Origin of the sequence: Candidatus Accumulibacter vicinus (genome assembly GCF_000584955.1) — a bacterium.
Lineage (GTDB): Bacteria > Pseudomonadota > Gammaproteobacteria > Burkholderiales > Rhodocyclaceae > Accumulibacter > Accumulibacter vicinus.
In genome coordinates this window covers 60,178-72,435 of sequence record NZ_JDSS02000004.1, presented here as the reverse complement: position 1 = coordinate 72,435, position 12,258 = coordinate 60,178, and the positions used below count along the sequence as shown (strand labels likewise).

The 12,258-nt window shown below is 59.7% G+C and carries 7 protein-coding genes; all 7 read right to left on the bottom strand.

All coding sequences use genetic code 11. The annotated features are described in order from the left end of the window. Positions 1-36: 36 nt before the first annotated feature. A complete protein-coding gene (locus tag CAPSK01_RS00475; RefSeq protein ID WP_273702823.1) occupies positions 37-1,095 on the bottom strand; it encodes an SDR family oxidoreductase in 1,059 nt (352 codons plus the stop codon). Further along, positions 1,092-2,372 (bottom strand): nucleotide sugar dehydrogenase, encoded by a 1,281-nt coding sequence (locus tag CAPSK01_RS00470; protein WP_034920894.1) that lies wholly within the window; start codon positions 2,370-2,372, stop codon positions 1,092-1,094. Before CAPSK01_RS00470 ends, CAPSK01_RS00475 begins: the two co-directional genes overlap by 4 nt. A 48-nt stretch (positions 2,373-2,420) precedes the next feature. Continuing rightward, on the bottom strand, positions 2,421-5,204 hold the full coding sequence (gene prsT / locus CAPSK01_RS00465) for an XrtA/PEP-CTERM system TPR-repeat protein PrsT (protein ID WP_273702799.1): 2,784 nt from the start codon (positions 5,202-5,204) through the stop codon (positions 2,421-2,423). Positions 5,205-5,245: 41 nt separating this feature from the next. Then, positions 5,246-6,604, bottom strand: coding sequence for a PEP-CTERM-box response regulator transcription factor (gene prsR / locus CAPSK01_RS00460; RefSeq protein WP_034920892.1), 1,359 nt, complete (start codon positions 6,602-6,604; stop codon positions 5,246-5,248). Then, entirely contained in the window at positions 6,601-8,712 is a 2,112-nt protein-coding gene (gene prsK, locus CAPSK01_RS00455; protein WP_034920890.1) for an XrtA/PEP-CTERM system histidine kinase PrsK, read from the bottom strand. The genes prsR and prsK overlap by 4 nt, the downstream gene beginning before the upstream one ends. A 61-nt stretch (positions 8,713-8,773) precedes the next feature. Then, positions 8,774-10,156 (bottom strand): TIGR03013 family XrtA/PEP-CTERM system glycosyltransferase, encoded by a 1,383-nt coding sequence (locus CAPSK01_RS00450; RefSeq protein WP_034920887.1) that lies wholly within the window; start codon positions 10,154-10,156, stop codon positions 8,774-8,776. 338 nt (positions 10,157-10,494) lie between these two features. Next, the coding region (locus CAPSK01_RS00445) for a hypothetical protein (RefSeq protein ID WP_034920885.1) at positions 10,495-12,258 on the bottom strand (1,764 nt) is incomplete at its 5' end.

Below are 12,258 nucleotides of genomic sequence, written 5' to 3'. Positions count from 1 at the left end.
CACGACGCAGCAGTGCCAGACATTGCAAGGCAGGCCTCATCCATGGACTCCGTCGGCGACGCCAAAGCGTGCTACATACCAGGGGATTGCCGCCTGAATGCCCTCTGCCAACCGGTGGCTGGGAAGGTACCGGAGCAGGCGCCCGGCTTTGGTAATATCGGCCCGCGAATGGCGTACATCACCCGGCCGGAAGTCTGCGTACACCGGTTGGATATGCTGCACCTCGGGCCGGAACGTCAGGAGGGCGTCACGCAGGATCTCGAACAGGTGATTCAGCGTGGTCTGATCATCCACCGCGACGTTATAGACCTGATTCAGCGCTGCCGGATCTGCAGTCGTCGCCGCCAGCAGGTTGGCCTGAACGGCATTGTCCACGAAGCAGAAATCACGGCTGGTCTCACCGTCACCATTGATGGTCACCTGTTCGCCGCGCAGCAGTGCGCGCGTCCAGCGGGGAATGACCGCAGCGTAAGCGCCTTCCGGGTCCTGACGGGCGCCGAACACGTTGAAATAGCGCAAACCGATTGAGGTAAAGTCATAACAACGCGCGAAGACCTCGGCGTAAAGCTCGTTCACCAGTTTGCTGACGGCATACGGCGACAAAGGCCGACCGATGCAGTCTTCGACCTTGGGCAACGCCGGATGATCGCCGTAGGTCGAACTCGACGCGGCATAGACAAATCGCTTGACGCCAGCATCGCGGGCCGCCACCATCATATTGAGAAAGCCGTCGACATTGGCCGCGTTGGTCGCCACCGGATTGGCCAGCGAGCGCGGCACCGACCCCAATGCTGCCTGATGCAATACGAAGTCGACCGCACAGCAAGCCTCGCGACAGGCGTCGAGATCGCAGATGTCAGCCTCGATGAAGCGGTGACGCAGCCACTGCTCGGGCGTCACCTGCGAGCGGACCTCGTCGAGATTGCGACGATGACCGGTGGCGAAGTTATCGAGGCCGATCACTGTCTGGCCGAGCTTGAGCAAGGTCTCGACCAGATGTGAGCCGATGAAGCCGGCACTGCCGGTCACCAGCCAACATGCTGGCTGGGTCAGCAGCCGCTCGACCAGTGCAACCGGCAAGGAAGGGAAAATCAGAGACGCCACACGGTCACTCCTTGCGCCACCAGCTCGGCCTCACTGAACATGCTTTTCACATCGGTCAGGACGCCGCCCTGCTGCAGTTTGCCGACATAGTCCGCAAGTGGCCGCTCCCTGAACTGGCGATGGGCAACCGCCGCAACAATCGCGCCCGCTACCGGGAGTTGCTCCCACGCCGTCAGTTCGACGCCATATTCATGCCGGGCCTCGTCGGCATCGGCAACCGGTTCATGTACCAGCACCTGCGCCCCATAGGATTCGAGTTCCCGGATCACGTCGATGACGCGGGAGTTGCGGAGATCCGGGCAGTCTTCCTTGAAGGTCAGTCCGAGCACGATGATCGGCGCACCCTTGACCTGCCAGCCATTACGGATCATCTGCTTGATCGTCTGTTCGGCAATGAACTTGCCCATCCCGTCATTGATTCTGCGTCCGGCATTGATCACCTCCGGGTGATAGCCGAGCATCTCCGCCTTGTGCGTCAGATAATACGGATCGACACCAATACAGTGACCGCCGACGAGGCCTGGACGAAAAGGCAGGAAATTCCACTTGCTCCCGGCCGCTTCCAGAACCTCCAGCGTATCGATGCCAATGCGATCGAAAATGATTGCCAACTCGTTCATCAAGGCGATATTCAGGTCCCGCTGCGTGTTCTCGATGACCTTGGCGGCTTCCGCCACCTTGATGCTCGAAGCCGGATAAACGCCGGCAGCGATCACGCTGCCATAGATCTCCCTGACCTGCTGCAGCGTTTTCGGGGTATCCCCGGAAACCACCTTGACGATTTTCGTCAGCGTCCGCTCCTTGTCACCGGGGTTGATCCGCTCCGGCGAATAACCGACAAAGAAATCGTCTTTCCACTTCATCAAGGAATACTTCTCGATAATCGGGATGCAGACTTCCTCGGTCGCGCCGGGATAGACCGTCGATTCGAAGACCACCGTCGCGCCGCGCTTGAGGTTTCTGCCGACAGCTTCCGAGGCACCGATCAACGGTCCGAAATCTGGCTGATGCGCCTGATCGACAGGCGTCGGCACAGCAACGATCACGAAATCAGCCTCTTTCAGGGCAGTTGCATCCGTGCCGACTTCCAGATGGACCGCCGCCTCGAGATCAGCGCTGCTCACCTCGCCGGTAGGATCGACATGCTGCCGATAATGCGCCACCTTGCTTGCCGACAGATCGAAACCGATCGTTCGATGCTTCTTGCCGAATTCGACCGCCAGCGGCAAACCGACGTAACCCAAACCCACCACTGCAACAATAGTCATCAATTCTCCATTCTCTGAGTGCTATTCGTCTTCAGCCACACCGGCTTCCTAGAGTCCCTTGAGCAACTGCGCGACTTCTGCCTGCGCCGGGAATTTGTCGCCCAGCCTGGCGAGCTGATCCAGTTCGCTCCTGGCCTCGCTGTTCTTCCCGGCCTTGATCAGCGCTTTGGCGTAGTTGAGACGAATCTGTGACGCCTGCGGAGCCAGTTCCAGGGCCTTCTTGAAAAGTCCCATGGCGCGCGCGTGATCGCCCTTGTCCGCCAGCAGGACCGCCAAAGTATCCAGCAGCGCCGGTTGATCCGGCGCCAGCTTGTTGGCCTTCTCGGCATACTCGACCGCTTTCGGGTCTTTGAGCTGCCCGGCAACCCAGGCCATGTTGTTGAGTACGGTAGGGTTGTCCGGCTGCGCCTCGAGCAGAATTCGGTACTGCCGGGCAGCGCCCGCATAGTCCTTGCGCATGCTCGCCGTCTCGGCCAGATAAAGGCGAAAACGGTTGTCCTTGGCATGTTCCTTGAGCCACGTTTCAGCGTACTTGTCGGCCTCGGCGGTGTTGCCGCTGGCCAGCAGCGCCAAATGCAGCTTGGCCGCCAGATCGGTCGTGGGGACTTCCTTGAGCCCGGTACGATAGGCTGCTATGGCCTCGGACCAGGCCTTCTTCGACATGTGTGCGTCACCTTCGAATATGTAGCCGACGGCTTCCTTGGGTCTCTGTTTCTGCACTTCGCGAGCGACTGCGAGCGCTTCCGTGCTGCGACCGGCATCAAGATCAAGGAGGATGATTCCGCGCTGTGCCTCCAGCGAATCCGGCTTGACCTTGAGCGCCTTTTGCAGATTCTCCAGCGCGGCCTCCTTGTTCTTCGACGCTATTTGAACCTCAGCCATACGCAGATAGGGAAGCGGAGAATCCGGCTTCAACGCCGCCAGTTTCTGATAGGTGGCGAGCGCTTGATTGTAGTCTTCGGCGGCCTGTTGGGCACGTCCGGAAGCATCCAGGATCTCTGGCCGTTCCGGCAGCACGGCAACAGCCTCCTGGGCCGCGGCAAGTGCGCTTTTGACCTCCGTCTTGCTCAGATACAGGCCGATCAGCGCCAGTCTCGGTGCCGGATCGGTCGGATTTGCCGTCACCGCCTTGCTGATCAGAGTCGCAATCTCTGCGGTCGTGCCGCCTTCTTTTGCACGCATTTGAGCGAGCGCCATGAACGCCTGCACATTCTTCGGATCTTTTGCGAGCACTGACTCGAAACGCTTCCGGGCATCCTCGGGCTTCTTCTCGTTGAGGTCCATATTGGCCAGATTGGCTGCTGCCGGCAAAAAGGTCGGGTTCAGGGCCAGAGCCTTCTCGAAGCTCTTGCGGGCAGCCGCGGCATCGTGCTTGCCAAGCTGGGCAGTGCCGCGCAGGTTGTACGTCAGTGGGTTATCGGGTTGTTTCTTCTCGAGCACAGCGATGGCCTTGAGTGCCTGATCGAATTCGCGGCGTTGCAAGTGCGCCGTGATCAGGGCCAGATCCGCCCGGATGCCGGTATCGGTTGCCGCCACCTGCTCCAGATCACGGAATGCCACCTCGCTGTCGCCTTTCGCCAGGCTGACCAGCGCCAGCGAGGTGCGCTTGGCAGGGTTTTTCGGGTCGAGCGCGGAGGCCTTGGCAAAGTAGGTGCCAGCCTTGTCGACCTGACCATTCTGCAGAAATACCTGGCCAGCCAGCGCCAGCAAGTTCGAATCCTTGTCGATCTTGTCGAGAATCGGTTCCAGCATTCCCAGGGCTTTGTTCGGCTGGGCATTGCGCAGGTAGCTGGCGATCAGGACGCGACGCGCAAGACCGAGTGGCGGGGTCCGCGGCAGTGCCTTGAGCAGGTAGGTCTCGGCCTGCGCGTAAGCCTGTGATTCGTACTCGATCAGGCCCGCCAGTTGCAGGCCAATAGGACTCTCGGGAGAAGCCTTGAGGTGCAGGAGGATGGCTTCCCTGGCCGCTGCATAATCTTTCTGCTGATAGGCCAGCAAGGCCCGCAGGTATTGAGTTTGCGGATGATTGGCGGCAAACTGCTTGAGCGTCTCGATCTGCTTGCCAGCTTCTTCGAGTTTGCCTTCCGCTATCAGGATCCTGATGATCATCGAATGCGCCGGCAGATAGTGCGGTTTGATTTCCAGCACCTTCCGATAGGCATTCGTCGCCGCTACGAGGTCGTTCTGGGCAGCAAACATGTCGCCCTTGAGCTGCCAGGCATCATACAGCCCGGGTTGTTTCTCCAGAGCCGAGTCGAGCAAGGCCAAAGCACCCGGCAGATCACCGCGGCCCGCTTTCCGTCTCGCCTCGCCGAGCAAGGCAGGTGCATAGCCCGGTTGCGCCGCCAGCGCTGCAGCGTAAGCCGCCACAGCCTGCTCTTCCTTGCCCTGCATCAGGTAGGCGTGACCCACCGAAGTCTGCAAGTCAGCGATTGCCGCCGGTGTCGTAAGCTGCGCCTTGGCCAGCTCTTCAATCACTTTCTGGGGTTGCCCGAGCATCAGCATGGTGCGTGCCAGCAATGGCGTCACCTGTTCGGCAGGATAGTTCAAGCCCTGAACCTTGCGCAACTCGACTTCAGCACCAGTCGCATCGCCTCCTTCGAGCAACGATCTGGCCAACAGAAAACGCGCTTCGGCAAGTTGAGGGTCCTGCTGCAAGGCGTTCTTCAGCTGGATTGCGGCGGCCTTATAGTCGTTCTTCTCGAGAAATGCCTTCGCCGAATTCAGCATGGTCTCCGGTTTCTCGCTGCCGCAACCCACCAGCAGAAGAGTAGCCAGCAGTGCTGAAGCGGTGGCCTTGCGCAGCAGGTGGATCGAGTTACCAGTATTCATCAGAGCCCTCATGAGATCGGTCAACGTTTGCAGGAACAACACTATTTCAGGCCAAATCTGTGCATCATGTCGTACAGTGTCGGGCGGCTTATACCGAGCAACTCGGCGGCGCGGACGACGTTTCCGTCGGCGCGAGCCAGCGCGGTGATGATCACCCGCCGCTCTGCGTGGTCACGCGCATGCCTCAGGTCCAGCTTGATTGCGTCCTCCTGAGCATCTCCCGCCAAACCAATGTCATCAGCGGTAATCTGATTGCCATCGGCCATGATGACCGCCCGCTTGATGCAATTCTCCAGCTCGCGCACGTTCCCCGGCCAGGAGTGCGCTTCTATCATTCGTACAGCGTCCTCACGCAGGGTCAAGTTGCCGCGATTGTTCTCGGCCGCAAACCGCCTCAGGAAGGCGTGCGCCAGCAAGGCGGCGTCACCGGAGCGGGCGCGCAAGGGCGGGATATTGATAATGATCTCCGCCAGGCGATAGTACAAGTCCTCGCGGAAACGTCCCTCGTTGATCAGGAATTTGAGATTCTGGTGCGTTGCGCAAACGATCCGGACGTTGACCGGGATTTCCTGCCGCCCACCAATCCTTTCGATGACACGCTCTTGCAGAAAACGCAACAACTTGGCCTGCAGCGAATGCGGAAGGTCACCGATCTCGTCAAGCATCAGCGTGCCATTGTTGGCTGTCTCGATCTTGCCTGGCGTCGTTTTGGCGGCCCCGGTGAAAGCCCCTTTCTCGTAACCAAAGAGTTCGCTCTCCAGCAAGTTGTCCGGAATGGCTGCGCAGTTGATGGCCACGAAACGTTCGCGCCGACGCGGTGACGCCTCATGCAAACCACGCGCCAGAAGCTCCTTGCCGGTGCCGCTTTCGCCAAGTAACAACACCGTTGCGTCGGTGACGCCAACCCGCTCGACGGTGCGACAGATGCGTAGCAACTCCGGGTCACGGGTCAGCAAACCAGACAGTACGGCGGGTTGCCGCATCGCCTGCAGTCGCTCGTTCTCCTGTTGCAGTTCATGGAGGCGGTAGGCGCGCTGGATGGTCAGGCCCAGCATTTCAATCTCGAATGGCTTGGCGAAGAAGTCATAGGCGCCCAGAGCAATCGCACGCAGCGCGTTAGCGCGATCGTTCTGACCGGTGAGGACAATGATCTTGGTATCCGGTGCCAGCGTCAGAATCTCTTCGAGCAACTTGAAACCTTCGGACACCGAATCCGGGTCTGGCGGCAATCCGAGATCCATCGTCACCACCGGCGGCTGATAGCGTCGTACCAGCAGCAGCGCACTCTCACGATCATCCGCGGTCAGTGCTTCGTACTGGTCGAAAGCCCAGCGAATCTGTTTCTGCAACGCGCGATCATCCTCGACGATCAACAGGTGCGGAAGCTTCTCTGCGCTCATTCTGATTCCTTCAGCAAGTCAGCCGACGCTGTGGTGTGTCTGACATCAAACAATGGCAACAACAGGTCCACCTGCGTGCCGACATCAACTGCGCTGTCGACAGACATTTTGCCGCCTAATTCATGAATATACTGAAAGCTTTCGTAAGCACCAATGCCCATTCCGGTCGGCTTGGTCGTTTGAAAAGGCTTGAACAGGCGCTCGCGAACGAATTCTGGGCTCATGCCGTGCCCGCTATCGCCGACTTCAACCAAGGCGTGTATCCCTTGCCGGGCCAGCCTGACCCACACTCGCCCACGATCCTCGGTGGCATCCAGTGCGTTCTGGACCAGATGGCCGATCACCCGCTCAATCCGGTCTTCGTGCCCACGGGCAACCAGCTTCTCCTCGATCACCAACTCGATATCCCGTCCCTGTCCGGACTTGGCGGTCTGAATCCGTCGCAGGACACCCGCCAGATCAATGCCACGCGGACCATCAAGCGGCGTCGCACCTTCGCGCAGTTGCATCATCAGCTTGCGCATACGCTCGACAGAGTGTTCAACGGTCATCAGCATGTCTTTCTGAAACTCGGGGTTGTCGCGATGACGCTCGGCATTCTTGAGCATCAGCGACAACTGGGTGATGATGTTTTTGAGATCATGCACGACAAAAGCCGACATGCGATTGAACGAGTCGAACTTCCGGACCTCAAGCAGGGCCTCGCTGGCTTGCATCTGACCCAGAAAAGCGCCGGCCTGGCGAGCAGCTGTCTTCAGCAGATCATTGACCTCCCAGTTCACATCAATCTTGGTACGGGCTGTCGCCAGCACCACAAAGGCGATCAGTTCATTCCCGGTCGTCAGCGGCACCACCAGCCATGCATTCGGTACTTCAACCAGCCAGGACGGAATCTCGAGACCATCATAACGACGCGGCAGGGAACGATACTCTTCGAGGTTGATCACCCAACCGCTGTCGAGCAGAAACCTGCACAACGGGCTCCCGACATCTTCGGTCGCCGACGAAGCGGACATGTTCCAGTACGCTGCCTGAGCAAAGAACTGGCCCGAGGGATCCTTCAGCCACAGTGCGCCGCTCGGGCTCTCGACCATGTCGGCCAAGCCACGCACCACATGCCGCCCCATGCCGGAAAAACCGCCCTGTAAGGACAGGGTCTGGGTAAAGCGCAGCCACTCCTCACGGTAATCGTAGCGGTAGCTGAAAAAGTGCTTGCCCACCTGCACACGCAGGCGCGCCCGCATCGAACCCGAAAAGGTCAGTCCCGCCAGCACCAGCAAAGCCGCAAAGAGCAGCGCCAACTGCAATGCCCGCCCCCACTCGCCACCAAAGAAACGCACGTAATAGCCGGCCGCCGCCATGAACAGCAGATAGACGCCGACGATCAGCAGCGTTACCGACTGCAGGGCGGCACGCTGCGACATCACCAAACGTCTTTTCCAGTCATGGCTGCGAATCGCCGACAAAGCCACCAGGGGCAGGCCCAGGGCGTGCGCAAAGCCGCGGATACTGAAGGCATCGGCATCAACCCGGTTGAATAGCAGGGCGTCCGAATACAGATACAGGTCAAACAGGAAAACACCCCCAAGCCCGAGGCATAAGGGCTTGATGCTCCAGCGAAAGTCCGGAGAAACGTTGCGGAACAGGCGCTCCACCAACACCAGGCCGAAGACGGTCATCACCAGAGAGACGAACAGGACCACCCGTTGTGACGGCACGATGAGATCAATACCGAACACCAGCAGAAGCTGCGAGGCGAAAGCCACGATGACCAGCAGCCAGGCGAAACCGTTCAGCCAGCCAAAGCGCGCCGATGCACTCTCGGCATCTGTCGGTTCCGGTTTCATCAGGACGAGGAGAAAGAAATACCAGCCACCGAATCGCAGCACATCGGCCAATAGGCTACCGGCAAGAAAAACCGCCTTGCCGGTCATCACAAAGGCCAGCGACAGCCCGCTCCACAGTGCGCACAGGCCCGCCGCCAGAAACATCGCACGACTGCGACCACCAGCGCGCCAGCCAGAGGACAGATAGAGCGTCAGAAAGGCTGCCAGAACTGCCGCCAGGCCGTAACTCCAGGCCGCGACCATTTCTATCTTGCTGTCCATCAACGATATCTATCCTTTTGCATTCCCATTCGCGATCATGGTGTAACCCATAGCGCACTATTCACCGAGCACCCTTGCCCGTCAAGACCACGCCGACGGTCTCGAAGAGAATGACCACATCAAGGAACAGACTGTGATTCTTGACATAATACAGATCGTATTGCAGTTTCTGGACAGCATCATCAATCGTCGACCCATAGTGATAACTTACCTGCGCCCAGCCGGTCAGCCCTGGTTTGACACTATGGCGTACCGCGAAAAACGGGATGTCACGTGTCAGCTGGTCGACAAAATAGGGGCGCTCCGGACGCGGCCCTACCAGGCTCATATCCCCCGTCAGCACATTGTACAACTGCGGCAATTCGTCGATACGCAGCTTGCGCAGGACACGCCCGACACGCGTCACACGATCATCATCGACCATCGCCCAGCGCGGCTTACCGTCACTCTCGGCATCATTGCGCATGCTGCGAAACTTGATGATCTTGAACAAACGACCATCGAGACCGACCCGCTCCTGTCGATAAAAGATCGAAAAACCGTCTTCAAGGATGATCAGAATCGCTGCCAGCAGCATCACCGGCGTGGCAAGCAACAGCAGCAGGAACGCCACCACGATATCGAACAGCCGCTTGATCGTCGTCCGCCGCCAACTCTGCCGAAAGCCCTCGCCAAAAATCAGCCAGCCAACACGCAGGGAATCGAGGCGGATCTGACCAAGGGCACGTTCGAAATAGCTCGCCAGATCGAGCACCCGGACACCCGACAGCTTGCAGTCGAGGAGTTCGCGCAAGGGTAGTGAGCCCCCGCGGCGCTCGCGCACGGCAACGATGATCTCGTCGACTCTCAAGGCATGCGCCGTGTCCGAGAGCGACCGATCCTGGGAAAGAATGACCTGCGAAGGAACGACGATCTCGGTGTCGTTGACGGACGGATAGAAGCCAACGATATGAATATCCGGATCCGATTTACGCAGTACGCGGCCGACGTTTTCCGCTTCCTCACCGACCCCGAAAACCAGCACGCGGTGACTCAGCAAGGAACTTGTGCGGCTGTGCGCCAGATGCACACGCCGCGCCAGCGTCGCAAAGAGCGCCGCCAGGCCGGACAGCAACATGAAACTGCGATCGACCTCGGCTACCGAAAGCAGCGAAAACACCAGATACGCCAGCGGAATCGCCAGGTAGAGCGACAGCACCGCGCGCGCCTGGGTCTCTTCCCGCGTTCGGCTATGCACCCGATTATAGATGCCCAGCCAGGCATTCAGGACGATCATCGTCAGCGCGAAAATCACTGCATAGAAAGCAACCCGCTCCAGAGCAAGCGGAGCGCCATGCCCGATCCACATGGCGGCAAGGACCACACACGCAACCGGGAACATCAGGTCAACGGCCACCTGGGCAATCGTCTTCCGATGAAACCAATGATTGAACACCTTGATCACGACAGACTCCTTGCAAGCATATACCTGGACACTTCTCGTTGATGACCGCTGCTCTGAGAGCTGCTTTAAATCAGGAAAGCTCGGCAAACGTCACGCAACGAAGGCTATCACCGCAGATAATTGGAGAACGTGACCTAATGCACAAGCCAGGGACAATGCCAAGGAAAGAAAGCCCTGCTGTGCCCGTTGAAAACCAAGACACCACTTTTAAAGAACAACACAATTACATGATATAATTAAATTTTATATCCTATGATTGGTTGTCTTGCGCTGGCATTATACATCGGGCGACAACCTTCAAGGCGTTTTCAGGGATGCGGAAGGCGCGTTGCAGCCCCTCAGGGGGAACGTTCTTCGAGGAACAGGGCAAAGCATGACAGCAAGTACAACAGGAAAGCAGGCCTCGGCATGTCCAGTACGCTCGAGAATATCCCGACGACCAGACAGGCAGTCAGGGCTGCCAGCAGATAGGGTGCGAGGACATGCTCGCGCCCGCGACCCCGCAGCAGATTGGCAAACGCCATGCCGAGCAGGCCGAGCAGCAGAAGCAGGCCAACGACTCCCTGATCAATCAGCGTCTCGATGAAAAGGCTGTCGACATGCCATGGCAGGAAGTAATGGCGGCCAGCGAAGAACCAGTGCGCCATGCCGCTGGAAAAATCGCCGTTGTCGAGCAGCTGATGGCCTTTCGCATCGAGAAGGCTCAAATGGTCGACATCGACGAAGTCGGCTCCCCCCTCCAGCCGTAGCGAGAGGAATCCCAGCCACGGTACCGGCCAACCTCGGGAGCCGTCCTTGCCCGCAGTGAGGGTCAGCGTAAAGTGATCCCATTGCTCATCCTTGCCCGACAAGGTCAGGCCGGTCTGTGCGCAGTTCGCGGCATAAAGAAGATGCTGGTGGCACAAGCCGGCGTGCAGCTTCGCCGGCTGCAGCGCGCGCAGGTCCATTGCCAGCGTATAAGTGCTCCCTGCAACAAACGCCGGGACGCGCTGAAGCAGTTCGAAAGCGCCACCAGCGCGGGCGCTGTGAGGCGGTCGGAAAATGCGCAGATGGCTCCCCTCGCCTGCCTCGACGATCTGCAGGCGACCTGGCATCGCACGTCCGGGAACGGTCTGCGAATAGCTGGCCGGAAAACGCCCGAGCCCTCTGCCCAGCAGCCATTCCGGGGGCGTACGCAGCAGGCTCAGGCCCTCTTGCCAGTGCTGCAGGCGGCCAATCAGATCGCGCTCGCCGGCTGACACCCTGCTGCCCATGAAATCCCCCAGACACATGACCACCAGGACCTCAAGGATCAGCACACTGACCAGCAGCCGGCCTCCCCACCGCCGCCAAGGCTCCGGCTCGGGGACTCTGGCGGTGGCGACAGACCCGATGACGCGCGCCAGCCGGGATCGCCGCAGCCAGGGCGCCGGCAAGCGCCAGGCAAGGACGACCAGGGACACTCCGACACTCAGATAAACGGCACGAGAAAAAGTGGTCAGGCAAGCATGGCCAGCGACCACCGCCAGGCACGCAGCAACCGCCCAGTGCCGTCGGGTGCGCGCGTGCACCACTGCATAGACCGCAAATGGCACCGCCAGGGCAAGAAAAGCATCGATCGCTGCGCCACCGACATGCATTTCCCAGAACAGCGCCGTGCTGCGATAGGGAGTTGAAAAATCCAGCAGTCCGGGATACCCGTTACGTTCCCAGATAACGGCCAGACTCACCCCGCCCAGCCCGCTCGCCATCCCGGCCGCAAGGCATTGCCCCGCCAGTGCCGCCCTAGTCTGCAGCTGGCTCCGCAACGCTGGAAGCAAGAGCAGTGCCAGCAAGAAGCTCTTGGCAATGCGCAGACTGTTCAAGGGCTCTTCATAACCCTGGAACCACCCCAGGGAAAATCCGCCGGCATCGGCCAGGCCGCGCAGCGTTGCCCACAGGTAGGATACGGCCAGCGCGCCCAGCCAGATCTGGGTAAAACCGAACGGCCTGGTCCGTTCGGGCTCACGGCACCCATCTATGGACGGTCCCGCGCAGCGCTGCGCTTCGGCTGGCTGCCTGGTGACGAGTTCGGATTGAGAGGTGCGCCGTAATCGGTCGGCTGCCATGCGCGCATGGCAGCC